Source organism: Clostridium sp. MSTE9, from assembly GCF_000277625.1.
Lineage (GTDB): Bacteria > Bacillota > Clostridia > Oscillospirales > Acutalibacteraceae > Faecalispora > Faecalispora jeddahensis.
The window spans coordinates 35,639-61,740 of sequence record NZ_AKFU01000017.1 but is presented as its reverse complement, the minus strand read 5'-3'; the positions used below and the strand labels follow the sequence as shown (position 1 = coordinate 61,740).

General features: G+C 52.6%; 26 protein-coding genes and 2 tRNA genes. 3 read left to right on the top strand and 25 right to left on the bottom strand.

The features are described from left to right. Positions 1 to 108 precede the first annotated feature (108 nt). The 9 genes from HMPREF1141_RS04005 to HMPREF1141_RS03965 all read right to left on the bottom strand — a co-directional run bounded on the left by HMPREF1141_RS04005 (position 109) and on the right by HMPREF1141_RS03965 (position 9,211). Positions 109 to 852 carry a L,D-transpeptidase gene (locus HMPREF1141_RS04005; protein WP_035316525.1) on the bottom strand — a complete coding sequence of 248 codons (744 nt, stop codon included), beginning with the start codon at positions 850 to 852 and terminating at the stop codon, positions 109 to 111. 150 nt (positions 853 to 1,002) lie between these two features. Beyond that, entirely contained in the window at positions 1,003 to 1,473 is a 471-nt protein-coding gene (locus tag HMPREF1141_RS04000) for an Ig-like domain-containing protein (RefSeq protein WP_009061261.1), read from the bottom strand. 1 nt (position 1,474) lies between these two features. Beyond that, on the bottom strand, positions 1,475 to 2,377 hold the full coding sequence (locus HMPREF1141_RS03995; protein WP_009061254.1) for an ABC transporter ATP-binding protein: 903 nt from the start codon (positions 2,375 to 2,377) through the stop codon (positions 1,475 to 1,477). 21 nt (positions 2,378 to 2,398) lie between these two features. Then, a complete protein-coding gene (locus tag HMPREF1141_RS16800; RefSeq protein WP_009061315.1) occupies positions 2,399 to 3,172 on the bottom strand; it encodes a hypothetical protein in 774 nt (257 codons plus the stop codon). A 15-nt stretch (positions 3,173 to 3,187) separates the two neighbouring features. Continuing rightward, the gene (locus HMPREF1141_RS03985) at positions 3,188 to 4,585 is read right to left on the bottom strand and encodes an ABC transporter permease (protein WP_242824553.1); all 1,398 of its coding nucleotides are present in this window, start codon (positions 4,583 to 4,585) and stop codon (positions 3,188 to 3,190) included. After that, positions 4,582 to 6,417, bottom strand: a complete 1,836-nt coding sequence (locus tag HMPREF1141_RS03980; RefSeq protein ID WP_009061207.1) for an efflux RND transporter periplasmic adaptor subunit — start codon at positions 6,415 to 6,417, stop codon at positions 4,582 to 4,584. Before HMPREF1141_RS03980 ends, HMPREF1141_RS03985 begins: the two co-directional genes overlap by 4 nt. Before the next feature lie 340 nt (positions 6,418 to 6,757). After that, positions 6,758 to 8,131, bottom strand: a complete 1,374-nt coding sequence (locus HMPREF1141_RS03975) for a HAMP domain-containing sensor histidine kinase (RefSeq protein ID WP_035316532.1) — start codon at positions 8,129 to 8,131, stop codon at positions 6,758 to 6,760. A gap of 17 nt (positions 8,132 to 8,148) precedes the next feature. Next, positions 8,149 to 8,826 carry a response regulator transcription factor gene (locus HMPREF1141_RS03970; protein WP_009061259.1) on the bottom strand — a complete coding sequence of 226 codons (678 nt, stop codon included), beginning with the start codon at positions 8,824 to 8,826 and terminating at the stop codon, positions 8,149 to 8,151. Between the two features lie 100 nt (positions 8,827 to 8,926). Then, a complete protein-coding gene (locus HMPREF1141_RS03965) occupies positions 8,927 to 9,211 on the bottom strand; it encodes a DUF4491 family protein (protein ID WP_009061277.1) in 285 nt (94 codons plus the stop codon). A gap of 463 nt (positions 9,212 to 9,674) precedes the next feature. Here HMPREF1141_RS03965 and HMPREF1141_RS03960 point away from each other — a divergent pair, with 463 nt between their 5' ends. Then, positions 9,675 to 9,911, top strand: a complete 237-nt coding sequence (locus tag HMPREF1141_RS03960; RefSeq protein WP_035316524.1) for a hypothetical protein — start codon at positions 9,675 to 9,677, stop codon at positions 9,909 to 9,911. Positions 9,912 to 9,975: 64 nt separating this feature from the next. Here HMPREF1141_RS03960 and HMPREF1141_RS03955 read toward each other — a convergent pair whose 3' ends face one another. The 5 genes from HMPREF1141_RS03955 to HMPREF1141_RS03935 all read right to left on the bottom strand — a co-directional run bounded on the left by HMPREF1141_RS03955 (position 9,976) and on the right by HMPREF1141_RS03935 (position 13,642). Continuing rightward, entirely contained in the window at positions 9,976 to 10,338 is a 363-nt protein-coding gene (locus HMPREF1141_RS03955; RefSeq protein WP_009061251.1) for a VOC family protein, read from the bottom strand. Between the two features lie 302 nt (positions 10,339 to 10,640). Then, the gene (locus tag HMPREF1141_RS03950) at positions 10,641 to 10,820 is read right to left on the bottom strand and encodes a hypothetical protein (protein ID WP_009061280.1); all 180 of its coding nucleotides are present in this window, start codon (positions 10,818 to 10,820) and stop codon (positions 10,641 to 10,643) included. Beyond that, a complete protein-coding gene (locus HMPREF1141_RS03945; RefSeq protein WP_009061309.1) occupies positions 10,817 to 12,676 on the bottom strand; it encodes a cation-translocating P-type ATPase in 1,860 nt (619 codons plus the stop codon). Before HMPREF1141_RS03945 ends, HMPREF1141_RS03950 begins: the two co-directional genes overlap by 4 nt. 121 nt (positions 12,677 to 12,797) lie before the next feature. Continuing rightward, a complete protein-coding gene (locus tag HMPREF1141_RS03940) occupies positions 12,798 to 13,073 on the bottom strand; it encodes a metal-sensing transcriptional repressor (protein WP_009061232.1) in 276 nt (91 codons plus the stop codon). Between the two features lie 107 nt (positions 13,074 to 13,180). Then, positions 13,181 to 13,642 carry a GNAT family N-acetyltransferase gene (locus tag HMPREF1141_RS03935; RefSeq protein ID WP_009061282.1) on the bottom strand — a complete coding sequence of 154 codons (462 nt, stop codon included), beginning with the start codon at positions 13,640 to 13,642 and terminating at the stop codon, positions 13,181 to 13,183. A gap of 211 nt (positions 13,643 to 13,853) precedes the next feature. Here HMPREF1141_RS03935 and HMPREF1141_RS03930 point away from each other — a divergent pair, with 211 nt between their 5' ends. Further along, positions 13,854 to 14,072, top strand: a complete 219-nt coding sequence (locus HMPREF1141_RS03930) for a helix-turn-helix transcriptional regulator (RefSeq protein WP_035316523.1) — start codon at positions 13,854 to 13,856, stop codon at positions 14,070 to 14,072. Between the two features lie 207 nt (positions 14,073 to 14,279). Here HMPREF1141_RS03930 and HMPREF1141_RS03925 read toward each other — a convergent pair whose 3' ends face one another. The 11 genes from HMPREF1141_RS03925 to HMPREF1141_RS03875 all read right to left on the bottom strand — a co-directional run bounded on the left by HMPREF1141_RS03925 (position 14,280) and on the right by HMPREF1141_RS03875 (position 24,767). Beyond that, on the bottom strand, positions 14,280 to 14,792 hold the full coding sequence (locus HMPREF1141_RS03925) for a folate family ECF transporter S component (RefSeq protein WP_035316522.1): 513 nt from the start codon (positions 14,790 to 14,792) through the stop codon (positions 14,280 to 14,282). A gap of 138 nt (positions 14,793 to 14,930) precedes the next feature. Then, positions 14,931 to 15,752, bottom strand: coding sequence for a formate/nitrite transporter family protein (locus HMPREF1141_RS03920; protein ID WP_009061274.1), 822 nt, complete (start codon positions 15,750 to 15,752; stop codon positions 14,931 to 14,933). Further along, the gene (locus HMPREF1141_RS03915) at positions 15,746 to 16,609 is read right to left on the bottom strand and encodes a bifunctional 5,10-methylenetetrahydrofolate dehydrogenase/5,10-methenyltetrahydrofolate cyclohydrolase (RefSeq protein ID WP_009061200.1); all 864 of its coding nucleotides are present in this window, start codon (positions 16,607 to 16,609) and stop codon (positions 15,746 to 15,748) included. The genes HMPREF1141_RS03920 and HMPREF1141_RS03915 overlap by 7 nt, the downstream gene beginning before the upstream one ends. 2 nt (positions 16,610 to 16,611) lie before the next feature. After that, positions 16,612 to 17,244 (bottom strand): cyclodeaminase/cyclohydrolase family protein, encoded by a 633-nt coding sequence (locus tag HMPREF1141_RS03910; protein ID WP_009061246.1) that lies wholly within the window; start codon positions 17,242 to 17,244, stop codon positions 16,612 to 16,614. A 79-nt stretch (positions 17,245 to 17,323) separates the two neighbouring features. Then, positions 17,324 to 19,000 (bottom strand): formate--tetrahydrofolate ligase, encoded by a 1,677-nt coding sequence (locus HMPREF1141_RS03905; protein ID WP_009061253.1) that lies wholly within the window; start codon positions 18,998 to 19,000, stop codon positions 17,324 to 17,326. A gap of 53 nt (positions 19,001 to 19,053) precedes the next feature. Continuing rightward, on the bottom strand, positions 19,054 to 20,376 hold the full coding sequence (gene glyA / locus HMPREF1141_RS03900; protein ID WP_009061299.1) for a serine hydroxymethyltransferase: 1,323 nt from the start codon (positions 20,374 to 20,376) through the stop codon (positions 19,054 to 19,056). Between the two features lie 183 nt (positions 20,377 to 20,559). Next, complete coding sequence (locus tag HMPREF1141_RS03895; RefSeq protein ID WP_009061258.1) at positions 20,560 to 20,886, bottom strand: DUF3870 domain-containing protein; 327 nt, start codon at positions 20,884 to 20,886, stop codon at positions 20,560 to 20,562. 522 nt (positions 20,887 to 21,408) lie between these two features. Next, positions 21,409 to 21,485: transfer RNA gene (locus tag HMPREF1141_RS03890), tRNA-Pro, on the bottom strand. 31 nt (positions 21,486 to 21,516) lie between these two features. Beyond that, positions 21,517 to 21,590: transfer RNA gene (locus HMPREF1141_RS03885), tRNA-Gln, on the bottom strand. Positions 21,591 to 21,888: 298 nt separating this feature from the next. Next, entirely contained in the window at positions 21,889 to 23,487 is a 1,599-nt protein-coding gene (locus tag HMPREF1141_RS03880) for an FAD-dependent protein (RefSeq protein ID WP_009061289.1), read from the bottom strand. Then, positions 23,484 to 24,767, bottom strand: coding sequence for an aminoacetone oxidase family FAD-binding enzyme (locus HMPREF1141_RS03875; protein ID WP_009061272.1), 1,284 nt, complete (start codon positions 24,765 to 24,767; stop codon positions 23,484 to 23,486). Before HMPREF1141_RS03875 ends, HMPREF1141_RS03880 begins: the two co-directional genes overlap by 4 nt. Before the next feature lie 301 nt (positions 24,768 to 25,068). Between HMPREF1141_RS03875 and HMPREF1141_RS03870 the strand changes: the two genes are divergently transcribed. Further along, complete coding sequence (locus HMPREF1141_RS03870) at positions 25,069 to 25,965, top strand: GGDEF domain-containing protein (protein ID WP_155863467.1); 897 nt, start codon at positions 25,069 to 25,071, stop codon at positions 25,963 to 25,965. Positions 25,966 to 26,102: the final 137 nt, after the last annotated feature.

Here is a 26,102-nt window from a genome sequence, read left to right as displayed (position 1 = left end):
CATCATCTTAGCTGGTCAGCGGGGACTTTTCATGTGCTTTCACAAAGGTATTCGGACTTCCCGAATAGAGGGCGATCCCTTTTTTTATCGGGTAAGCGTGTCCCAAAATCAATTGATCCAGATCGTGGTTTTGCGGGGGATGGTCCGATAAAACCACTGGGCTTCCGCAACTGCAATCCGCACGCACCCGTGCGAAGCGCGCTTGCCAACGGTATAATCAGAAACCTTGTTATGTAAATACGGCAAGGAATGGATCATATAATCCCCGCTGTAAGACACATAGTATTTTGCGCCCTCCCGATTATAGGAGCCAAAGGATTCCCCATAGCTCATCGGGGTAAACGTGCCGCGCAGCGTTGGGGTTACGTTCTTGCCGGTGGCGCAGGAAATCGATTTGACGAGCTTCCAGTTTTTCTGGCTGACGGTGAACACATTGAGCATCTGGCGGTCGATATCTACCCACACAAAGTAGCCTGAACCGCTCGAAAAGCCCATCTGGTTCACATAATACACAAGCTCCTCATCGGTAAGCCTGTCCGTATTCGTTTCCGGGTCCGGCGGAATGGAGAGCGATGTCCCTTTGACCCACGCCGTCCGTTTCCCGATTTTCACCAGATACTTTTGCCCGCCGTTGATATCCCGAAGGATTTCGACCTGGGCTCCGGCCCAAACCTCGTTATCTTTTGTTTTCATCGTTCCATATAGGATTGACGGCTTTACCAGCGCAATGACGTCGCGTGTTGGAACGAACGCACCTTTTGCTGTGGACGCATAGGAAAAGGGAGCGGTCAGAATGGCCAGCAGAAGAATCACCGTACACAAGAGTGCTTTTGTTCCCTTTCTTTGCTTCATAAAATCCCCTTTCCTTGTCGCCTGCAGAAGCATGGGGTTTTCCGGGCGCCGATCCCGCCCTTTCTTATTATTTTCATTCTACCGGAAAAGAAAGGCAAAGTAAAGAAGGGAAAATAGCAAAAAGAGCCGATCTTTTCGATCGGCTCTTTTTTATGTCACCAGCACTCCAATGCTGGCGCAGTATTTATCTGTTGGGTCTACCGCGTAAATGGTCGCTGTCCCCGGTGCGACCGCGATGATTTCGCCCGTATTGCTGGTCACCTGCGCGACCGCTTCGTTAGAGGAAACCCAAAGCAGCGTATTGGCTGCAACGGAAATGCCATTTTTCTGAATTCCAGAGACAGTACTCGTCATCCCTTTCTGAATCGAAATCGGAACCGTGCTGGCAAAGGTCAGGCCGATTTTCGACGCGTCGATGCTTGTGGAGCCCTGTGACTGGCCCGAGACCGTGATCGGAACCGACACGCTGATCCAGCCGGACTCCACGCTGGTCTGGTACCAATAGCTGACTGCCGTCTCCCCTTCCGAAATAGCCGAAATCACCACACGATTCTGGCTGTCGATGGAAGCCACCGCGATGCTCTGATCGCCGGTCTCCAGATTCAGAATACCGGAATACACATCACTGACGTAGCTTGTGTTCTCCGGCAGCGTGACTCTGGCCAGTGTCTTTACTGCCGACGCCTGTTCTGAGCTGGCCAGCGCGGGCGACGAAATGCCGGCCGTGAGCAGTATAGCGCCTGCCAGGCACAGAAGGTTTTTCCAATGGAATTTCTTGATTTTCATCTAATTCTCCTTTCTGAACAGGTGCTTTGACGGGGAGTTCTTTTTCCCCCGCCTGCTCTTCCTGTCCGTCCTCATACAATTCTCCGTCAATGATATGAACGATCCGTTTGGCATGCTGTGCAACGCTCAAATCGTGCGTGATCATCACGATGGTATTCCCCATGGAATTCAGTTCACCGAACAATTTGAGCACCTCCTGGCCGGTCGCGCGATCCAGCGCGCCGGTGGGCTCGTCGGCCAAAAGAAGCTCCGGGGTTCCCACCAGCGCGCGGGCAATCGCGGCACGCTGCTGCTGGCCGCCCGAAAGCTCGTTTGGCTTATGCCCCACCCGGTCGCTCATCCCCAGCATGTTCAGCTTCTCCATCGAAAGCTCTTCCGCGTGTTTTCGGGGAATACCGCGAATCAGCAGGGGCATCATGGTGTTGAGCAGAACCGAGTACTTTTGAATCAGGTGGTATTTCTGAAAAATAAATCCGATTTTCTCGTTGCGCAATCTGGTAAGCTGAGCGTCGTTGAGCTGGCCGACCGCGCACCCTGTCAGGCAATATTCCCCCTCCTGAAAGCGGTCCATGCAGCCGATCACATTCATCAATGTGCTTTTTCCGGAACCGGACGGGCCAAGAATCGCCAGGTAATCCCCGTTCATGACCTCCAGAGAGATATTCTTGAGCACCCTCAGCTCACTCTCCCCCTGATGATAGCTCTTGCTCAGGTTTTCAATTTTTATGATTGGCTCCAAACCGTCACCCCCGGCTGTATGTTATTTGGAGAGCACCCGAACCGCGGTAATGGTCTGCGTGCCATCGCTCCCGGTTTTTTCTGTGATCTGCAGAATCATTCCGACCGTGATGCTGGAATAATCTTTGCCGGAACTGGCTCTGCTCGCGGACTGCGCGGCGCTCCCCTGCTTTGTACCGGAGGAGGACTGCCTGCTCTGCGACGCGCCGCTTTGTGTGGGCATCCCGCCGCCGTTCCCCGCGTTGCCGCCATTTCCGCCGGGCATCCCGCCGCCCTCCGGCATTCCTGCTCCCATGCCGGAACCGGAAAGTGTAAGCCCGACTGGAACCAGAACTGTTTTGGTTTCACCCGTAAGAGTGATCGAAACCTCTCGGCTGGCTCTCTTTTCTCCCGAAGCGGACTGTGATGAGCCGGAAGCCGCTCCCGATTCAGCGGGCGGCATCATCCTGGAGGCTGAACCGGATTCGTTGGGGCTGCGGCGTTCTGGCCGGCTGCCGGACGGAGCAGAGCCGGTTCCGGAAGCGTTCTCGTCCCGTTTCATACGCTCTCCGCTCGGCATGGCCCCCTGGCCCGCGCCCTCTACTGTGCCAAGCTCCAGCGTAACCTGATTGCCCGTGATCGCCGTCACCTTACCGGCATAAACGGTTTCCCCGTCGGAAGAAGAAGAGGTTTGTGCCCCGCCGGACGAATCCTTCGCCTCTGAATTGCTGGTGGTCCCCGCGCACCCGGCCAGAGCGGCCGCAAATACCGTAAGCGCAAGAGCGCCAGCCAAAACCGCTTTTGATTGTTTTACCATGATGATCTCCTCCTTTTATTCCTGAGAAAGCGCTTCAATCGGCATTAAGGATGCAGCCTTCCATGCCGGATAAAAGCCGAAAACCGTACCTGTAACGACCGCAAACAGCATGGAGTACACTCCGCTGACGGCAAGCGGCTCGATGGTCATGCCGGTCAGGCGCAGCAAAGGAACCATTAAAAAGCCCAGCACAACGCCGACCACACCGCCGAACACGCTGATGAAATTCGCTTCGGAAAGGAACTGGAGCAAAATTTCACGCTTGGAGCATCCCAGGGCTTTCAGAATCCCGATTTCCTGCGTGCGCTCCTTTACGGAAACAAACAGCACGTTCATAATGCCGATGCCGCCGACTAAAAACACAATGCACGCGACCGCAACCAGCAGCATCGACAGCGTGTTCGCGGAAGCCGTGGCGGCCTCCATACTGCTGCCGGCATCGGTTATTTTAAAGTTCGCGTTCTCGTGATCTTCCTGCAGCACGGTGTTGATATTCGCCATCACATCCGAAACGTCGTTCACATCTTCCGCAATCGCTGTAATTTCGAGGCTCGCGTCATTGCCGAATACATACTTTACCGCGGTGGAATAGGGAATGAAAATGGAATCATCCGGACTTGTGCCGGATGAAACCGTGCCCATCGAACTGAGCACACCGACGATTTCATACGTCTTTCCCTCCAGCGCAATGCTCTCGCCATAGGCGGCATAAGCGCTGCCGTAAATTTCCTGCGCTTTGGCATAGCCGATCACGGCAATCTTTGATTTATCCGTTTCATCATCGTCCGAAATAAAACTGCCCTGCAGCAGCTCCAGATTGGTGATTTCCTGATAATTGGAGAGAACGCCGACAACGGTCTCGTCTGTTTCTTCGGTGAGGTTCCCGCCCTCGGCGGATGCCGTGCCGCTCGCATAAATGGTGAGCATCGAAATCCCCGGAACCAGATCCGAAATATTCTGCAAGTCTTCCTCAGACAGCTTTACGCTCTGCCTGCCTCCGCCCATGCTGCCGCCGGAGAAACCACCGGCTCCTCCGCCGATACGGACACTGCCACCGCCACCGCCGCCTCTGACAGTAAAGCCACCACCGGGCATGGTGCCGCCGCCGGGCATTGCACCGCCTCCACCGCCAGGCATCCCGCCGCCGGGAAAGCCGCCCATCATCTGATCCTGCATATCGGCCTGCGTGCTGACAGCAACGTTAATGGAGCCCGCGTTCAGGTTCTTGAACTGATTCTGAACATCCACTTCGCCGCCGTGGCCAATGGCAATCACCAGCACAATGGTAGCGGAGCCAACGATAATCCCCAGTGAGGTCAGCATTACCTTAAACTTGCTTTCCATGATATTGATCCACACCAGACGAAGGATTTCTGAAAAACGCATTCCGCCCTTTCCTGCTTCCCGGCTCATTTCGCCGTCACCGCGCTTTCTGTCAGGACGGTCTCACCTTCCTCCAGGCCGCTTAAAACGGCGACGCTCGTTCCGTTGCTGAATCCGGTGACGATGGTGCGCTTTTCGGGGTTCCCGTCGCTGCCCTTCACCAGAACACTGGAAACGCCGTTTTCAAACTTGACCGCCCGATTCGGAACGTACAGAACATCCTTCGCGCTCCCCTGAATCAATGTGGCTTCGCCGCTCATCCCCGTATAAATTTTCCCGGAGACGGTATTGGTACCCGTCATTCGTACGGTGACGGTATACGTAACGGAGGAAGAGCCGCTGCGGGCCGGTTCCGCCGTGATGCTCTCGACCAGAGCGTCGAAAGACTGATCCTCATAAGCGGAAAGCTGAATGGAAGCCGCCTGCCCCACCTCCACGCTGGTGATGTCGTCCTCAGACACCGAAACGGAGAGAGAGACCGAACCCGAGCGCGAAATGGTCATCATGGCCTGATTCGCTGTTACGCTGTCGCCGTCTTTGTAGGTCACCGTTGCGACAATACCGTCGCAGGGGCTTGTGATAATGCCGACATTGTTCATCGCGCTGTTGATGTTGTCTATCTTGTTTTGCAGGGTGTCGCAGCTTTCCTGCTGTGTGGTCACCGCCTGCTCCAGTTGACTGACTGTCAGGTCGTACGCTGTGCCCGCATTGGAGGCTGTATTCAGATCGCTTTTTTCTTTGGTCAGCGCGTCAAGGGAAGAAATCTGCGCCGTTTTCTGCGCTTTTTTCAGATTGTATTCCGCGGTTTTCACGTCGGCCTGCAGCTGTGTCACTTGATCCGCAAGCTCTTTTGCCGAAACGCTCTCATCATCATCATCACTGCTGACATGATATTTATCATTAAAGGTATCCTTATATTTGTTATAGGCCGTGGTGTAGTTGGAATACTCTGCCGTATACTGCGCCACCTTGTTTTCTAAAATCGTCTGCTGGCTGATGATACTGCCGGCCGCTTTGCTGTAATAGGTCTCGGCAATCTCTTCCGCTTCGTCGTACGCATCCTTCAGGTCATCTTCGTCGTCACTTTCGGTATACTTGGCCTGCAGCCACGCTGTTTTCGCAGACTCTGCGGCGGATTTCAGCGAGTCATACCGGTCAATGACCGATTTGTAATCCTTTTCGTATTGTGTCAGCTGCGTTTGATAGCTGGTCTTGGCAGTTTCGGCATCATCCATCCACTTTTCCAGCTGATTCAGCTTTGCGTAATCTGCGGAGAAGGTCTTCTGCAGCGACTGATATTCCGCCAGGGATTCCTGCTTTTCTTTCAGCGACGATTCCGCAGAGGTAATATCATTTTGCAGCTGTTCTTCCGTCAGCTGCCGGGTAACCGGCGCCGTTTGAGACAGGTATTTGCTGGATTCATATGTAATTTTCGCTTCCTCCAGCTTCGACTTCTGATCGCCCAGGGCCTCCTGCAAAGAGAGTTTTGCCTCCTCCAGCTTCTGGCGGGTTTCCAGGCTCCCTTCCGAAACGCTGTTCAGATCGAGCTGAATCAGCGCGTCTCCTTTTTTCACGGTGGTGCCCGATTTGACCAGCACCTTCGCGATCTCGCTGTCTACCGGAAAGGTGATCGATTCGGAATCGAGCGAAACGGTTCCGGATTCTGAAACGCCTACGGTAACATCCCCTGTTGTTACGGTGGATTCCCGGTAAGAAACCGTCTTTTCCGCAGACTGAGCGCTCCGCCAGACGGTAAACCAAACAGCGCCGCCGGTGATAACCACCACGCTCAGGCACACGATGACTGCCAATTTTTTGTGCGCCGCGGCAAACTGACCGAGGAACTTCAGCTTTTCTACCATGGTAATCCTCCCAAACAATTAAAAAATGCCCTGAAAAAGGAATGGAATCTTTTCCAGAAATACAAGCAAATTTATCCTAACGAAAGATTATGAGAAAAGAATAACCCCAGAATTAGAATCACATGAAAAAGCCTCTCCCGCATGGGAGAGGCTTTGGTTGATCGAAAAAATACAAGCTGCCGAAAACTGCGCAGGGCAAGGCGGCAAAGGAAGGAACAGCCCTAAAATTTGCGGGTGCCGCTCCCCTGCGGGCACACAGCAGTGCCGGAAGCAAAATTCAGAAACGATGTTGCGGTTGCGCCGCTTTTCCGATGGCCTGAAAACGCCGGATACGGAACGTTCAGGCGGGCAGGCAGAGCTGCCGGCTGATCAGGATATGAAATTCTGTCCCATGGTCGGGAATACTGCTGACCCGGATCTCTCCGCCGTGGCGCTCTACGATCCACTTGACGATAGAAAGCCCCAGGCCGGTTCCCCCTGCCTGACGGGAACGGGCTTCATCAGCTTTGTAAAAGCGGTCAAAAATATAAGGGAGATCCTTCTCTTCGATGCCGATCCCCGTGTCTGCGACAGAAAGGCATACCTGTGTTCCCTCGGCCCGGCAGGACAGCGTGATCGTGCCGCCCGGCGGCGTATATTTCATGCTGTTTTCCACAATCGCCCGCACTGCCTGTAAAATCAGCGCACGGTCGGCCGTCAGCGTCACCCCGGGCTCGATCTGCTCGCACAGCGTGTGGCTGTCGTCAATCAGGCGGGTCTCCTTTGTAATCTGACTCATCAGCTCACTGACATTGAACAGCTCGGGATTGATCGCCTGCGTCTGCTGATCCACCCGGGCCAAAAACAGCAGGCGCTCCACGAGCTGCTGCATGTTGTCGGTTTCTTCGATAATCTTTGTCACGGATTCCTCCAGCACGACGGGGTCTTCACTGCCCCAGCGGCGCAGCAGATTCGCATAGCCCGAAATGACGGAAAGCGGCGTGCGCAGCTCGTGCGAAGCATCCGAAACAAAGCGGTTCTGCTTGCGGTAAGCCTCTTCCAGACGATCCAGCATTTCGTTGAAGGTTCTGGCCAGCTCATCAAGCTCATCGTTCGAGTTTCCCTCGTCGATGCGCACGCTCAGATCACTCGCGGTAATGGAGCGCGCGGTCTGCGTCATGACATAAACGGGATGCAGCAGCTTTTTCGTGCTGAGCGAACCGAGCAGAATCGCCGCGATGAGCAAACCGGCCAGCGCAAACGCATACGCGATGCCGATTCCGCCCTCAAACGGCGCATTTGCGTATTCGGTGCTCACCACCTTGATCATCAGGTGCAAATCCGGCCTGTCGATCCGGCGCACAGTCTGCATTTTTTCAGAAACATCCGTAATTTCTTCGCCAAAGCGCACCATCTCGTGCGTGCGCACGTCCGATATTTCGATCATGGTTTTGCTGAACTGTGCGAACTCTTCAAAATCAAACAACTGCCCTGCGGGGCTTTGCAGCCTGCTGACCACAAAGGACATCGTCCTCTCCAACTCTTCCGAATGGGCGGAATACGAAACAAAAGCGGCGCTCATCACAGAGGCCGCAATCACCAAAACGATTCCGAACATGACAACATAGACCATCGCCGTTTTGAAAACGATGGACGCCTTACACCTTTTCAGAAAAGACAGAAACGAGCTGAGCGATTTTTTTACGCCTTTCAACACAACTTTTTGATGATTCAAAGGCGAATCGTCTTTCTTCATAATCGAATAATATACCCAACCCCACGAATGGTATGGATGAACTCCTTATGAAAGCGATAATCAATTTTGGTGCGAAGATAGCGGATATAAACATCCACCAGATTTGTTTGGCCGCGAAAGTCGTATCCCCACACCTGCTCCATCAGCAAATCGCGCGAGCACACCATGTTGCGGTGCTCGACCAGATAAGCCAGCAGATCGAATTCCCGCCGGGTAAGGGAAACCGGCTCGCCGCAGCAAAATACCTCGCGGCTGTTTTTATTGATGGTGAGACTTTCGGTTTCAACCAGCGCATCGCCCTTCTGTAAGGCTGCCGGGCGGAGCACCGCCCGCATACGGGCCAGCAGCTCTTCAATGGCGAAGGGCTTTGTCACATAATCCGCGGCCCCTTCGTCCAGGCCGTGTACCTTGTCCATCACCGAGTCGCGCGCAGTCAGCAGGATCACCGGCGTCTGGCATTCCGTGCGCAGCTGCCGCAGAACCTCCAGCCCGTTGATTGCCGGAAGCATGACGTCCAGCAAAATCAAATCGAACGACTCGTCCTGCGCCCTGCGCAGACCGAACAGCCCATCGTATTCCTTTTCTACCAAATATCCCTCATGCTGAAGCTCCAGCTCCAACACCCGAACAATATTGGGGTCATCCTCAATGATCAAAACCTTTTGCTTTGACATGCTTCTCCCGCCCTATCTCAAAATAATTCCAATTTTATCCTACCGTGAATTTATGAGAAAAATATAGCAGAATCATGAAGATACCATGAGAAAGACATGATTACTTTTGATCGCGCTTCGGGTTACGTGGGGCCCAGCCCTTCTCCACTCTTTTTTCCTGCTCAAAAAGCTCCTTTACGCTCCAAAAGCAGCAGAAGCCCGCCACGCCCAGAATGGAAGATACAAACTGATTTCCCACAAAATACGCCCCCGCCAGACAAAGGGCCCCCGCCAAAAGGAACGCCGGAAAAATGCGTTTGGTAAAATGATACTCCGCCTTTCTGACAATCGGGTGGAAAAGCCCAATCAGAAGAAACGAACAAAAGCCGACTAAAATCCCCTGCATGATATAATAATCCTTTCCATCTGGAATTCAATTCCAGTTTATTATATCATATATAATTCAGATAGCTTAAGAAGATTCCTTGCGCTTTGAGGTTATTATATCATAAATTTGAAGCTAACTTCATCAAGCACCGCTCAAATAACCGGAATCACAAAGAGGATGATTCAATGTTCTCTCAGCCGCCAAAAGCTTTGCTTTCGCCTATTCCGTGAAGTTATTATATCATAGATTTGAAAAAGCGCCTACAAAAAGGCCGGAGCCAGAAAGCAGATGATTCCATGCTCTTTCAGGCACAAAAGCTTTGCTTTCGCCTGTGGCGTAAGATTATTATATGCGCACCGGATGCCCCAGCTTTGGGCAGAACAGGCCGGCGACGGTGGAAGAGCTGATTTACAAAAAAGCAAGGAAGAATTTTACAGCCCGGCCGGAACGGTGTATAATGGTCCCCGGGTGAGGTGATAACATGGATTTACCAGGTCTGTTATATTATCAAAACGGCGGAGTATACAAAGGGAGCGCAGGCAAGATGCGGTACAAAATCGAACCCGCAAACGATATGCTGGTTACCTACGTATGGTATAGCCCGTACTGTTTTGAAAAGTCTGAGATCGGGGAGCAGTCTGAATTTGAACTGAGCGAAGACGGACGAACTGCGATGATCGAATGGCTGACAGAAAAAATAAAGACTACAGGGCAATAAAAAAACACCCTCGTCGGTTCTGCCGATCAGGGTGTTCTTTTACGGTAGGCGATAAAATTTACTTTTAATGATCGTTCTCTATCAACTGGATGGAGACTCCATTCGGGTCTTTCACAAAAAAGAAGGTGCAGCCCGGCACTTTGATTGGCCCGCCGAAAACAGAAATGTTTTTGGATTTGACTAGGGCCAGTGTATCCGCAAGCGATTCCACCTCAAACCCAAGTGAAATTCCGTTGAGGTCATCACTTGTCGGTCTCCCGTTTTTCAGAAGTTCCACCTCAAAGCCGCGATCGTCCTTTAAAAAAGCAATCTCCGTATCCGGTGAAGGGGAAAAGCGCCGAGCCACAGAAAGGCCGATTACTTCCTCATAAAACGCCACGGATTCCTCCAGTTGATCCGTCGTAATGGTGCACCAGCAGCAGTTCATCGATTCATTCTTCCTTTCATTTTGTAATTTCCAGCATATAATTAACTTTCAGTATAATTGTATTCTTTCAATTTGTAAAGTGCCAAGTAAAGATACCCTTCCACATAAAAACACGCCTCGCGTTATAGATGGAAAGGGCATTTTTGCGCTCACCTATGTATCTCATAACCTCAAAATAAAGGCCCCGAAACCAGCGTCGGCTGGATTCCGGGGCCTTTATTCAGTAAGTATTCACGCAGTAGAAATCGCCCATAGAATTGGGGAACAGCGCAATCACAAAGCAGTCAGTTTTAGCCTGGTAATCAAAACACAAATTTTGTGAGAAGAGCCACGGCCACCAGTACAGAACCCAGAATAGAGACCACCCGATAAATTTTTACCGAATCCGGGTCGTCCTTTTCTTTCCGCAGGTAAACGATACCGGCAGAAAGCATCCCTGCACCGACAATCAGAAACAACGCGAATAAAAGCCATTCTTTCATTTTATTTTCCTCCATTTCAGTAATAGCGAAGAATGAATAATAACAGCAACAGAACCGGCATTGTGCACCAACGCGCCAATCATCGGGGTAAGAACACCTGTGATCGCAAGCGCGATGGCTGCAAAGTTCAAAGCCATGGATGCGGCAAGATTGATTTTGATGGTGCGCATTGTCTTTTGAGAAAGCCGCAGAAGGTGAGGAATTTCTTTGATATCGTCGCTCACCAGCACAATATCGGCCGCATCGATGGCGATATCGCTGCCGACGCCGCCCATAGCAATACCGACAAAAGCAGCCTTGAGCGCCGGCGCGTCATTGATGCCGTCGCCCACCATGCACACCGGCTCCCCCGCTTTCTGGTAAGCATGGATTTCTTCCAGCTTATTTTCCGGCAGGCAATCTGTCTGCACGTCACGAAGGCCGGCGCTTGCGGCAATATGAGAAGCCGCCGGCGCCGCATCCCCTGTCAGCAGAACGGTTCGGACTCCGGCTTGATGAATCGCGTCTATCGTCTGTGCGGCATCCGGGCGCAGAGTATCTGACAAGGCAATCATCCCGATGGCTCTTGGATGCTCTGCAATATAAATCACGGTGCAGCCATTTCTTTTCGCGTTCTCAGACAGACTCAAGAGCGCCTCCGGCATTGCGACCTTTCTCTCTGCCATCAGGGCCTCGTTCCCTGCCAGAAGCTTTCGGCCAGCTACTTGGGCGGCAACACCGCGCCCTGCCAGCAGTTCAAATGTCTCCGGCTGTTCCGGCAGAGCGCCGTACTTCTGCCGATAGTGCGCAACGATGGCCTTCCCCAGTGGGTGCTCGGAGCGCAATTCTGAGGAAGCCACCAGAGCCAGAAGGGCCTTCTCCCCCAGTGTGTCATCTATGCTATGTATTTGTGTGACCGCGGGCTTTCCGTAGGTTAAGGTGCCGGTCTTATCAAAAGCGATGCGCTTCACCTGCGACAGCCGCTCCAGCGCATCCCCCTCACGGACTAGAATTCCGAACCTTGTTGCATTGCCGATCCCGGCCATAATAGCGGTGGGGGTGGCCAGCACCAGAGCGCAGGGGCAGAATACAACCAGAATGGTCACGGAGCGTATGATTTCCCCAGTGGCAAACCAGGTAGCAGCGGCGGCCAGCAGCGCAATTGCAACAATCCAGGTTGCCCAGCGGTCAGCAATTCCAACGATTTTTGCCTTCCCCGCGTCAGCGGATTCCACCAGACGTATCATACGCTGCAACGAGCTGTCCGCACCAACCTTTTGGGCCGCCATATCGAAGGTCCCAAATTGATTCACGGTACCGCTGAACACCTCGTCTCCCTCCTCTTTATCTACAGGGAGAGATTCCCCCGTCATCACAGATTGATCGACAGAGGTTTTGCCTTTCAGGATCACTCCGTCCACAGCGACGGTTTCTCCGGCCAATACACGCAGGGTATCCCCGATTTTCACCTGCTCCGCAGGGATCATCTCCTCCGTGCCGTCCCGCACCACGCGGGCCGTGGCAGGTGTCAGGTGAACCAGCTTTTCAATGCCTGCACGGGCCTTTGCCACGGTGCGCTCTTCCAAATATGCTCCGACAGCCATAATAAAGGCCACTTCCCCGGCAGCAAAGATTTCTCCGATTACGATAGAGGCAATCAGCGCAATCGACACCAGAACATCCGCTTTTATATCAAACTCTGTAACCAGCCCGACAACCGCTCCCTTCACAATGGGAGTTCCGCACAGCAAAATAGCGACCCAAACCGGATCAACCGGCAGATTCCCAATCTGAAAAAAGCCAATGACCAGCGAACAGGCGGACAACAACAAGAAAAACACCGTTCGCTTCTCTTCATTTTTTACAAGGTCTATCAAATCATCACCCTCTTTTATACCCATACCCCTATAGGTATATTATACCCCTGGGGGTATAGAGTGTCAATAAAAAAACAGCGGCTTTTTGAAAAACCGCTGTTCTGTATTCTGAAAATTTTTCTTATGACATTCTGGAAAAATGCTCTACCGCCTTGGCAAAATCCGCGATGGTTTTATCCGCGTCGCCATGCTCAATCCCCTCACGGACACAATGGTTCAGGTGGCCCTCCAGAACGACCTGGCCAACCTTCTGCAATGCGCCCTTTGCCGCATTGATCTGAACGAGAACATCTTCGCAGGGTACATCCTCATCTATCATTTTATCAATGGCTTTTACCTGGCCCATGATCTTGCTCAATCGCCTGTGCAGGTTTTCGGAATCCATACATTGCCGCATTGTTCTGCCTCCTTTATACCCCATGGGGTATAAAATATTTTATCATGTTTTATTCATACCGTCAACTGACAGCAGCGCTGATCAAGAAAAGGACCTGTTCTGCAAAATTATAATGAAAGGCTTAAAAAGTGGGTATCTTTTAAGGGGCTTTCATAATAAGGAGCAATTTCTACAAATCCCAGGCTCTGATAAAGCGCCCTGGCCTCTTCCATCGCAGACAGCGTATCCAGCAAAATGGCCTGATAGCCGATGAATTGTGCTTCCAGAATGACTTTTTCTGAAAGCAGTCTTCCTATTTTGCAGCCGCGGAATTGATCACGGACGTACAATCGTTTCATCTCTCCGCGTTTTTCATCAAACCTTCGTAAGGCAATACACCCGGCTGGAACTCCATCAACAGATGCCATATATAACCTGCCAAATGGTCTGGAATATTTCCCCGGCAAATTTGACAGCTCTTCCTGGTAGCTTTGAAAGGTCAGATCGATCCCGATCAAAGCAACATACTCATGAAAAAGGATTTTAATCTCTTCTATACTATCATAGGCTTCTTTTATTTCAATACGCATTCGGAACCTCTATCAAATAAAATCTTAATAAGTATTGTACTATAAAAAACAAAAGAAGTCGATTCTCAGCAATCGACTTCTTTCTATAAAAATATATTGTAACGATTGTATTAAGCATTCATTTAGTACTAATAAGTACTGAAAAGCACATCATACTACTATTCCATGCTAAAGTCGATAGTACAAAACGGTACTGCACGGAGGGGATTTTATGTATTTTCCTAGAATAAAAGATCTGAGAATTGATAAAGATTTATTGCAGAAAGATGTTGCAGAAGTACTTGGAATCAGTCAAACTGTTTATTCACGATATGAGAGAGGCTTTCAGACTATACCAGTAGAGCATTTGATTACATTGGCAAATTATTATAATACTTCAACAGACTACATTTTAGGCAGAACGAAAAATTTGAAAGCCTATGCCAGATAAAAGGAAAAGTGCGGAATAGATATCTATTCCGCACTTTTCCTTTTTTGTCTTTTGCAGGATAACCTTTCCAGTCAAAGCACTGGCGTTCCAGGCTTTCTGTCCGGATTACAGCATTCTCAAAGCTGATTTTAAAGCAAAGCATTTTTCTTTTTGCAGAGCAATTCGAATACAGACTCTACATTATGGAAGAACGTGTCGGTAAGAACATTATACAATTGCCTTCTTCCAATCATGGTTCAGCGCTTTGCTCATCAATCGAATCATGATGATCTGAATCGGGATCAAAATCGCGCACTGCACGATACGAACCACCAGCAGGGCGCTGAAAGGGGAATGGTACATCACAGAAATCCACAGGGTGTTTAACAGAAGGCTCAGCACCAGCTGATTCACTGCCACGGCCCCGATTACCCTCGTCATGCTTTGGCTCTTGCGGAGAAAAAGGCCAAATACGATTCCGCTAAGAAAGGCCGTCAGTGTGAAGCCCGGAAAATAAGCGCCGATTGGAAACAAAAGAGCCCCGATCAAATCACCCAGCGCGGCCACGATTCCCGCCTGCAGCGGCCCCAACAGCAGCGCGGCCACCACAACGGGCAGAAACGAAAAACCGATTTTGATATTCCATGCGGAAATGGAGAAAAAGCGGGAAAGCACCACCTCTGTGGAAATCAGAACTCCCAACAGTACAATTGCCTCCGTATTCCATTTCATCTTTTGCATTTTAAAATCCTCCCTTTGTGCCAGCCGCCACATCAGGAGAACGCTTCTCTTTCTTGTGGCGGCGGATGCGGGTACCGCAACATGAAGCCCTAGCCTCTTTGTCCCAACTTCCCGCTCAGCGGTGCTTGACGCGCTGGCCTACTCTGTGATTTGTTCTTTTTTATGATTCGCTGCCCATATCAGTGCTGCAAAAGCAACGCCGCCGATCAAATTCCCGATCGTAACCGGCAGTAAATTGTGAAGCAGGAATCCGTTCCAGGTCAAAGCGGAGAGATTCACCCCCGCTACCGAGGCCAATTCAGAATAATCCGGATTCGAAAGGGCGAACAGCCCGGCAGAAATATAATACATATTTGCCACACAATGCTCAAAACCACACACCACGAAAAAGCAGACCGGACCAAACGCCCCTGCGGCACGCCCCGCCACATCTTTCGCGCAGAGCGCGCACATGACGCCGATGCAAACCAGAACATTGCACAGAATCCCCAGCACGACGGCGCTTTCAAAGGAAAGAGAACATTTGGCCGCCGCAACTTTCATGGTATAAACAGCTAAATGACCGCCGGAAAGATTCATCTGCCCGCTAAAACAATATGCCGCCGCAAGGGCGATTGCGCCAATCAAATTCCCAAGATAAACGAGAACCAGATTTCGAAGCATTGCGCCGATTTGAATCTGACGGGAAAGCGCAGGCATGATGAGAAAGCAGTTGCCGGTAAATAATTCAGCGCCTGTCAGAATGACCGCAATCAAACCAAACGGGAACAAAAGGCCGCCAATCACCTTCGCCGCAGACACATTCGCCATGCTGTGAACCGCCACATTGGTGACGGCGCTTCCCATTCCGATCAGAAACCCCGCGAGGATTCCCAAAAGCAGCAACCTGAATGCCGGGGAATTTGCCTTTTTCCCGCCAATTGGCGTATAGCTTTCTACAAAATCGGAAGAGTTCAGCATGACTTTGTCATTCTCCTCTTCTCCGCCGCTTCTACGATATGCTTCGCGAGGATGGAGGTAGTGACCGTGCCTACCCCGCCCGGAACCGGAGTAAACGCTTCGGCCGCCGCATCCGCCGCGTCGGGGTCGACATCCCCGTGCAGCTTTCCGTCCTCCCCAACCGTAACGCCTACGTCCAGAATAATTTGCCCGGGAGAAAGGCAGTCACTGTTCAGCAGCGCGCGAACTCCCGCGGCGGCGATAATGATTTCGGCCCGGCGGCATTCGGACGGAAGATCAACGGTGTCGATGTGACACAGCGTAACGGTGGCTCCGCGCGCCAGCAGCATCATTGCCACCGGACGGCCGATCACCAAACTCGCGCCAACCACAACGGCGCGCTTCCCGCGCAGGGGAATGCTGTTGTAATCCAGAATATCGATACAGGCCTGTGCGGTGCAGGGAGAAAAGCCGGAGCCTTTTCCGGTAAACACACCGCTCAGCGAGCCTGTTGTCAGGCCATCGATATCCTTTTCCGGAAGAAGCGCCTCGCAGACGGTCCGTTCATCGATGTGCCTGGGCAGAGGACGGAACAGCAGACAGCCGTGAATGTTTTCATCCTGATTGATTCGATCAATCACGTGCATCAGGTAATCCTGAGTACAGTCCTCCGCTAAAATATAATTTAAAACGTTGATCCCTACTTTTTCACAGCGTTTTACCGCGCCGCGCTCATAGGCGACATCGCTGTCCTTCTTCCCGACACGGATCATCGCCAGAGTAGGGATGACTCCATCCGTTTTCAGAGCGCTCACGCGTTCTGACAGCTTTTCGCTCAAAGAGGCGGCAACGGGCGCGCCCTTTAAAATCCTTGCCATATTTATTTCACTCCCCGCAGGCGGCGCGTTACTTCCTCCGCAATCCGGTCCGCAATCCCGCTGTAAACGATCAACATCGCGTCCGCTTTTGCTTCTGTCTCCGCCGCCTGATTTTTATCGGCCAGAGTTCTTGTGTTGACAAAAACATTCATGCCCGCACTTTCCAGAGCCGCCTTACAGCACAGTGCGCCGCAGCCGATATCCGAAATCAGTGTTGCACTGCCCTTATCCATCATTTCTTTCAGCAAGTCAATGGCTTCGCAGCAGCATTCCATCATTTTCAAAGGAGCCTTGCAGGCATTCAGAGTCACTTCCTCCAGAAATTCCGCGCGCTTCGGATTCTCCTTCAGGATGGAATATGCCTTTGCGAGAGGTTCAAAAACAGCGGCGTCTTCCTCCACCAAATCCAACAGACGGGCCTGAATGGCTTCTGCCTTTTTCAGCATGATTTTTATATCATACTCTGCCTCGGCATATTTTTTGCGGCCAACGGTCAGATTCCCCACCATGGAGCACAGCGCTATTCCCAGCGCTCCCACCAGGGCTGCGGCCCCGCCACCGCCGGGCACCGGCGCTTTGGACGCCAGAATCCCTGTAAAATCCAGACAGCTTTTTTCGATCAGTTTTTCGCACATGATTTTCTTCCTTTGTTGAAGATTCAGGCGAGCCTGTGCGGAACATGCCTGCACAGGCCGGCCCGAAGGAGTATGTTTCTCAGAACAACCCGGAAATGCGGCCGTTTTCATCCACGTCGATGTTCTCGGACGACGGCTTCTTCGGCAGGCCGGGCATCGTCATGACGTCGCCGGTGAGAGCAACGATGAATCCGGCGCCCGCGGATACCTTCAGGTTTTTGACCGCGATTTCGAAGCCTTCGGGAGCACCCAGGGACTTCGCGTCATCGGTAAAGCTGTACTGTGTTTTCGCCATGCAGATCGGCAGGTTGCCAAAGCCAAGCTGCTCGAGCTGCTGCGCCTGCTTCACGGCCGGGCCGGTCAGAACAGCGTGGCTGCCGTGGTACACTCTCTGTACGATCGCATTGAGCTTCTCTTTGATCGACAGCTCGGCATCGTACACATAGCTAAAGTTGTTCGGGGCCTCGCACAGACGAACGACCTCTTCCGCCAGCTCTACAGCGCCGGCGCCGCCCTTTGCCCATACCTCGCTGAGAGCAACCTCAACGCCCAGCTCTTTGCACTTGCTGCGGATCAGGGTCAGCTCGGCTTCGGTATCGGTGGGGAAACGGTTGATGGCAACTACGCAGGGCAGGCCATACACCTTTGTGACGTTCTCTACATGGCGGAGCAGGTTGGGCATGCCCTTCTCCAGCGCCTCCAGGTTCTCGTTGTTCAGGTCGGGCTTTGCAACGCCGCCGTGATGCTTGAGCGCACGGGCTGTTGCTACGATGACAACCGCACTGGGAGCAATGCCCGCCATGCGGCATTTGATATCGAGGAATTTCTCCGCGCCCAGGTCGGCGCCGAAGCCTGCCTCTGTAACGGCATAATCGCTCAGCTTAAGCGCCATGCGGGTCGCCATCAGGGAGTTGCAGCCGTGAGCGATGTTCGCGAACGGGCCGCCGTGGATGAAGGCCGGGGTGCCTTCCAACGTCTGCACCAGGTTCGGCTTGATCGCATCCTTCAGCAGAGCGCACATCGCGCCTTCTGCCTTGAGCTGAGCAGCGGTAACGGGCTCTTCGTTGTAAGTATAGCCGATGATCATTTTGCCAAGGCGCTCTTTCATGTCGCTGATGGAAGAGGACAGGCACAGAACCGCCATGATCTCGGAAGCGACGGTGATGTCGTAGCTGTCTTCACGGGTGACGCCGTTGGTGCGCGGGCCAAGGCCGTCCACAATGCTGCGCAGCTGACGGTCGTTCATATCGACAACGCGCTTCCAGGTGATGCGCTTGGGATCGATGCGCAGCTCGTTGCCCTGATAAATGTGGTTATCCAGCAGAGCAGCCAGCAGGTTATTCGCCGCGCCGATCGCATGGAAATCGCCGGTAAAGTGCAGATTGATATCCTCCATCGGGACGACCTGGGCATATCCGCCGCCGGCCGCGCCGCCCTTTACGCCGAATACCGGGCCGAGGGAGGGTTCACGCAGGGCAACAATCGCCTTTTTGCCAATGTGGCGCAGGCCGTCGGTCAGGCCGACACTGGTGGTGGTCTTTCCCTCACCCGCGGGGGTCGGATTGATCGCCGTGACCAGAATCAGTTTGCCGTTCGGTTTGTCCGCCAGATCACCCAGAAGCTTATAGTCTACCTTTGCCTTGTTCCGTCCGTACATTTCCAGGTATTTCTCGTCGATACCCGCGGTCTTTGCGATGTCTCGAATGTCTTTTGCTTCGTACTGCTGTGCAATTTCAATATCACTTTTCAAGGACATACTGTTCACCTCTCGGAATATTTTGTCTTCTCTTACGATCAGTGACCTGTGGGTTATCGGTTATAATACATTGCCTCAAACTCTTCACGAATGCTGGGAGAAACCCACTCGCTGGAGAACATGGGATGAGAGGTGGCGATTTTGTAGATTTCCTCTTTGATTTCCGCCAATACCGCAGGGTTATTTTTGTTGTTTAAGGTGCGCCCGAGCAGATGGCCGATATGCTTCATTTCTTCTTCTTTGGCTCCCCGGGTCGTCATAGTGGGGCTACCGATGCGCAGGCCGCTGCCAAGGCTCGGGGGAAGCGTATCGTAGGGGATCATGTTTTTGTTGGCGACGATTCCAACGCTGCTCAGCAAATCTTCCGCTTCCTGACCGTTGGCGATCACCGGAGTGACATCCAGCATCACCATATGGGTATCGGTTCCGCCGGTGATGATGCGCATGCCTTCCTCCTGGCAGCCCTGTGCCAAAGCCTTGGCGTTCGCGCAGACCTGATGAGCGTATGTCTTGAATTCCGGCTGAAGCAGCTCGAGGAACAGGACGCCGCGTGCAGCCAGCATATCGCCTTTGGGGCCGCCCTGCAGTCTGGGGAACACACCGCGGTCAAGCTTGGCTGCGAGTTCCTCCCTGCAAAGAATCACGCCGCATCCGCGCGGGCCGCGCAGTGTTTTCTGGGTGGACATCGTGACAACATCGGCATAAGGCACCGGGCTGGGGATCGCGCCGCCTGCGATCAGACCACAGTCATGCGCGCAGTCGACCCAGAAATAGGCGCCGACCTCATCGCAAATCTCACGGAATGCTTTGTAATCGATCGCACGGGGATAAGAGGAAGCGCCGGTCACGATCAGCTTGGGTTTGTTTTCGAGGGCCATCTGGCGCACCTGATCCATATCGATCATTCCGGTTTCCTTATCGACACCATAGTGCAAAGCGTTGAAATTGCGGCCGCTGTAATGGAATTTCGCACCGTGACTCAAATGTCCACCGTTGTCCAGCGTCAGGCCCAGAAAGGTGTCACCGGGGTTCAGCAGACCGGTTAGAACCGCCATGTTCGCAATGGTTGCGTTGCCGGACTGGATGTTGGCATGTTCCGCACCAAAGGCCTTTTTCACGCGTTCAATGGCCAGAATCTCTGCCTGATCGGAAAGCTGGCATCCGCCGACAAAGCGTTTGCCGGGGTAGCCTTCGGTATTCTTGTTTGTAAAGACGGAACCTTCCAGACAAGAGGCCAAGGGAGAAACCACATTTTCAGAGGCAATCAGACTGAGTGTTTCGAATTGACGCTTTTCCTCGCGATGGAGTAAGTCGGCCATTTCGGGGTCAAAAATGTCGAGAAGCTTCATTGCGTCCTGTTTGGTGGGAATAGACATAGAGAAAAACTCCTTTCAAAATAAAAAATATTGGATATTGGGAAATGATCGGTGAAAAAACAAAAAGGAAGATCACATCTGAATAAAAATTCAAATCTGATCTTCCTTAAATCGAGTACCCAAGGTTTTTGGTCACCCTTTAAAAAAGAGACTATTTAATTTTGATACTTTCTGAAACGAAATTTAAAACTCTTTCATTGACATCTGGTAACGGTTCTGCGCGTCACGCAAAGCAACAATTAACGCTTTTTGAGAAAGCGCCAAAAAGCGTTTCTGAATGGTCTCAATCATTTCATCCATATCTGTAACGATGTTTTTGCCGATCAGAAGCTGACGGACAAACTCAATGGTTTCAGCCATTACCATATTACAGCTAAGACTGATGATAGTATCGCTGTGCGTGTCTATAATCAGACTCAAAGAAAACGTTCCGTACATCGCGTTGATCGCATCCGTTTTACCGATTTGCGCAACGCCAGTTACAAAGACGGAAGACTTCGGATAATACATCTGCTTTGTTTTCTCCTCATCTGTTTTGAAAGGCTTGCGAAAAGAGCGCTTGTTCCTAAAATTCTAAGTAAGAATGAATCAGAGGCAAATTTCATTGTACGCTTCACTTATCACAGTTCCAAAAGGATGTCTTAGAACCAATAAGCTTAATTCGCGCTTATTCTAGCATGGCGAACTAAAAATGTCAATATGAATCAAAACCACAGCAAGAATTGTCAGTAATTAGATATTTAGCGAAGACATGTCAAAGCCTGCGCCCTGATTGAGCTATGAGGGTACAGATTCCTTTCTGGTTTGTATTCCTTTCTTCACATCAGGACAAATAAGTCAAGCTTGCGGTATGGACAAACTGAGTCAATATTTTTTCGGCAAAAGCGTAGATTGAAAGACGTACGTATTTGTCATGAGTCGAATTTCTACGTGTATTCTATTTTTACCTGTCTCTCTATAATTTTCTGGATTTTCCAAAAATAAAAAAACGCATTAGATATCCCCAAATGGCTATCTAATGCATTTTTTCAATGGTCGAGGTGACAGGATTTGAACCTGCGACTTCTACGTCCCGAACGTAGCGCTCTACCAAGCTGAGCCACACCTCGAAAAAGCTAGCCTCGGTTTCCCGAGGCTATATGGCTGCGGAACTAGGATTTGAACCCAGACAAACAGAGTCAGAGTCTGTCGTGCTACCATTACACAATTCCGCATCAATATTTAATTGCCAGAAGCAACGTCATTTATTATAGCAAAATTCCAACGAATGTCAATAGGTTTCTAAAAAAAATCTACTGAAAATTTGAATGTTTTTGAATTTTATCCAACGGAAAAAAGGAATTCTGTCGTTTTCGCAGTAAAGCGATATAGGCACTGGGCAAAGCAGAAATGATCGCCCGCTATATCCCGCCGGGTACGCTGTTAGCATACCCGGCAAAGCCCGTGCTCATTCGGTGGAAGTTCCAATTTTACCGGGTGCGGACTTCCGGGTTTTACAGAATCAAAATCTGATTATCCTTCTTTTGGCGAGGTCAGCACGGCCTCCGCGCTCCGGATTCCATCCACTGCCGCGGATACGATGCCGCCCGCGTAACCGGCGCCCTCCCCGCAGGGATACAGCCCGCCGAGAGTGATCGACTGGCCGTCGGCCCCGCGCGTCAGCCGCACCGGGGAGGAGCTGCGGGTTTCCACACCCGTCAGAACCGCGTCCGGATGGGCAAATCCACGCAGCCTGCGATCCATCAGCAAAATCCCCTGCCGCATCGATTCTACGGCGTAAGACGGCAGACAACCCGACAAATCTGCCGGGACCACGCCGGGCTGGTAGCTGGGGGCCATACCGAACGAATCCGACGCTTTGCCTTTCAGAAAATCGCCGACGCGCTGGGCAGGGGCACGGTAATCCCCGCCGCCCAGATGAAACGCCGCCTCTTCCCACCTTCTCTGGAACCACATGCCCGCGAGCGGATGCGTGCTTTCAAAATCTGAAGAGGATACGCCGACGAGCAGGGCGGAGTTTGCATTCTTTTCGTCACGCGCCCAGCGGCTCATTCCGTTCGTCACCAGCCGCCCGGGCTCCGAGGCGGCCGCGACGACCCGACCGCCGGGGCACATGCAGAAGGTGTACACGCCCCGGCCGTTTTCCAGATGCACCGCAAGCTTGTAATCCGCCGCTCCCAGCGCGGGATGCTCCGCAAATGCGCCATACTGCGCGCGGTTGATGGCCGCCTGCGGATGCTCGATGCGCGCACCGATGGAAAAGGGCTTCTGCTCCATCGCCACACCCTGCTCCAGCAGACCTTCAAAGGTATCGCGTGCGCTGTGGCCGATCGCCAGGATCACATGGTGTGTATCCAGTTGCTGGCGCACTCCATCATGCTCTACGATGACGCCCGTCGCCCTGCCTTGCACCGATACGATCTCGACCAGCTTTGTTTCAAACCGGATTTCTCCGCCCAGCTCCACGATCTGCCCGCGGATCTTCTTCACGATCCCCGGCAGCAAATCGGTACCGACATGCGGTTTTGCGTCATATAGAATCTCTTCCGGCGCGCCGGCCTTGACCAGCTCCTCGAACACCTTGCCTGCACGGCCATCCTTGGTGCCGGTGTTCAGCTTGCCGTCCGAAAAGGTTCCGGCGCCGCCCTCACCGAACTGCACATTCGTTTCGGGATTCAGAGCGCCGCCTTTCCAGAAAGCATCCACCTGCTGTGTGCGCTTGTCCGCATCCGCTCCGCGCTCGATCACAATGGGACGCTGTCCTGCCTGCGCCAGAATCAGCGCGGCAAACATCCCTGCAGGCCCAAAGCCCACAACGACCGGCCGCTCCCCCAGCCTGCGGCAGGGCGGCAGTTCATAGCTGTACGGCTGAAAGCGGGAAATCTTCGCGCCGCCGCACCGGGACAAAACTGTTTCTTCCCCGCTTTCCAGCGTTACGCCAACGGTATATTGAAAGTGAATATCCTGCTTTTTTCGGGCGTCCACCGATTTTTTCAAAATGGTCAGGGAACGGATCTGCTGCTCCGGCAGGGAAAGCCGGGCCGCCGCCTGCCGCAAAAGCTCTCCCTCCCCCGCGGAAAGGGGCAGGGCGATCTCTGAAATTCGAATCATACGTTTTCCTCCTTTGCCGCCATAGCGGCGCTTCTGCCGGCTGCCATGCCGCTGATCCACGCCCAGTGCAGATTAAAGCCGCCGCAGTCTCCATCCACATTCAACTGCTCTCCGGCCAGATAAACGCCGGAGCTGATGCGTGATTCCATGGACGGCAGAAACAGTTCCGCAAGCGGTACTCCGCCCGCCGTCACCTGTGCATACTGCCAGGGCAGCGTGCCTGTGACTGGGAAGGCCCAGCCCTTAAGCACACCGGCCACCGTTTTCACCCACGGGCCGCCGAGACTGCCTGCCGGTTCTCCGGCTTTTTCGGAAAGGGCGGACGCCATCACCTGCTGGCCCACGCGCTTGGGCAGCACGCCAAACAGCAAGTCTCTTGCCGCAAGCTGCGGATAAATGGACGCCAGACAGCGCAGCAGCTCGCAAACCTCCTGAAAAGAGGATTCCGGCAAAAGGTCCACTGCAAGCTGCACATTTTTACAGGGTTTGCCCTGAACGGTTTTGGACGCGGCATACTCCGCCGCCAGCCGCGACAACTGGAATACACAGACACCGGATAAGCCGCGCTCCGTGAACTGGATTTCTCCTTCTTCCTGCCGCACTGCATGTCCGTCCGCCAGAAAGCGGACGGCGCCTGAACAGCGCACGCCCTTGAGTGCCCGGACCCTCGCCTGCGGCACTGTCACCTGCACCAGCGCGGGGAGCAGCGCAGTCTGACTGTGGCCGAGCTGGCGGGCCAGAGAAATTCCCTGATCCGAACTGATCTGCGGTGAGGCCTTGCCGCCCTGCGCCAGAATCAGCCGGCTCGCCAAAAGGGTTCTGCCATCCTCAAGGCTCAGCAAATATCCGCTTTTTTGCCGTTTTACCTGAACCACCGCAGCACCGCACAGCTCTTCCCCGCCCTTCTTTTGAAAGAACAGACGCAGCGCGTCCAGCACAGCGGAGGCCTGCCCGTTTTGCGGGTATACCCGGCCCTGCTCCTCTTCCCGGCAGAAAAGGCCCATCGCTTCAAATTGCTGCAATACCTCTGCCGGTGAAATGGATTCAAACACCTCTCTGGCCAGCGGTGCATCGCCGTGATACATCGGCCAGGCCGCCGACAGATTGGTGATATTGCATCTGCCGTTGCCGGTAGCCAGCAGTTTTTTCCCCACACGCGGGGCCGCCTCCAACAGAGCAACCTTCCCGCCGCCAAGCAGCTTTGCCGCTTCGCCGGCGGCCATCAGCCCTGCCGCGCCGCCGCCGACAACCGCAATCTCATATTTTGCTGTAATGTCCATACTGCCTCCCCATGTTATGGCCTGACGGCCCGCAGTCTATCCAATTCTGATAAAACGAGCTGTTCTTGATTTGCATTTTTTGCTTTTTCATTGCTTGTGTCGAAGTAAGGGACATGTTATAATAATTTCAATAACCTTACGCCGCATCCCAAAGCACAGCTTTGGGCGGCTGAGAGAGCATTGAAGCATGATCACATTGTACGGAAAATTGCTTTCATGGCCAAAAATGGCCTTGACTGCCATCATGTTATCAAATAAAAACAGATCCCATATACCGGAATCGCGCAGAGGTGAAAGCAGAATGTCGGAAATGGAGAATCCCCAGCAGCTCATGCAATTTCTTCAGCAATTTGAAAAGATGTACAATCTGGTCCGTGTTGTTGACCCATTGGCGAAGCGGGTGATTTCCATCACCGGCTGCAGTGCAGAAATGATTGAGGATTCCATCTGCTACGAGTTCTGGGAAAAAAACAGCCACTGCGCCAACTGCGTTTCAATGCGCGCCGCCAACGAAAACGATACGTTCGTCAAGATTGAATACAACCAGGATAAAATTTTTATGGTGATGGCCACGCCAGTAATTCTGAGCAGCCGCACTTATATTGTAGAGATGCTGAAGGATGTTTCCGAAACCGGTATTGTGCCCGACCTGAAGGGCAAAAGCGTTGAGGAAATCAACCAGATTATTGAGAGCCTGAACCAGGCCGCCATTACCGACGAGCTTACCCAAGTGTATAACCGGCGCTTTATCAATGAGAAGCTGCCGATCGATTTATATGCCGTTGTTCTGAACGGCGGCGTTCTTTCCGCGATCCTGATCGACATTGATGATTTCAAACAGATCAACGATACCTACGGCCACAGCATGGGCGACCGCGTGCTGCAAAAGGTCGCGGAGATTTTGCAAAACAATATCCAACGCAAGGGCGACTGGGTCGCGCGGTACGGCGGCGACGAATTCTTAGTGGTACTGCCGGATGCCGACCAGAAAAACGCCAGGAAAATTGCAGAGCGGATTCGGCAGCAGATTGAGCAGGAAACATTTGAGCTTCGCGGCTGCACCGTTTCTACGACGATCAGCTGCGGCGTCTCCAGCGCCAACCCGGAGGACGGTTCTTCCGCCGTCGACTTTTTCGACCACCTGGATCAAAAGCTGTACCAGGGCAAACACAGCGGCAAAAATTCCATCTCGAGCTGAAGATTCCTTTTATCATACTTTGCGGATTCTGCGGCCTTATTCATCGTACCGTTCGCTTCTTCCGCCGCCAAAGGCGAAAACGAAGTCTCTATATTACAAATTTGGAAAAGGGCAGAAAGCTTTCCGGCTTTCTGCCC